Below are 238 nucleotides of genomic sequence, written 5' to 3' on the forward strand. Positions count from 1 at the left end.
TTTTCTCTCTTTTCCTTCGTACCTTTTGTAATCGAGGAAGAACGCCCGTAAGTTTTTCTTATTGACCCGTCGCTGTGTTTCATGCTTAAATACATAATAAATGTTAACTTTAAAAATTATTTAGTTAACAAATAGGAGGGAGCGAATGAGGAAGAAAACGGAAGAAATGACGATCATTGCTTTGCTGGCCAGCCTGATTGCCGTTACCGGCGCATTTAAAATCCCGCTCGGCATTCCG

This window comes from Aneurinibacillus sp. UBA3580, from assembly GCF_002375825.1.
GTDB lineage: Bacteria > Bacillota > Bacilli > Aneurinibacillales > Aneurinibacillaceae > Aneurinibacillus > Aneurinibacillus danicus.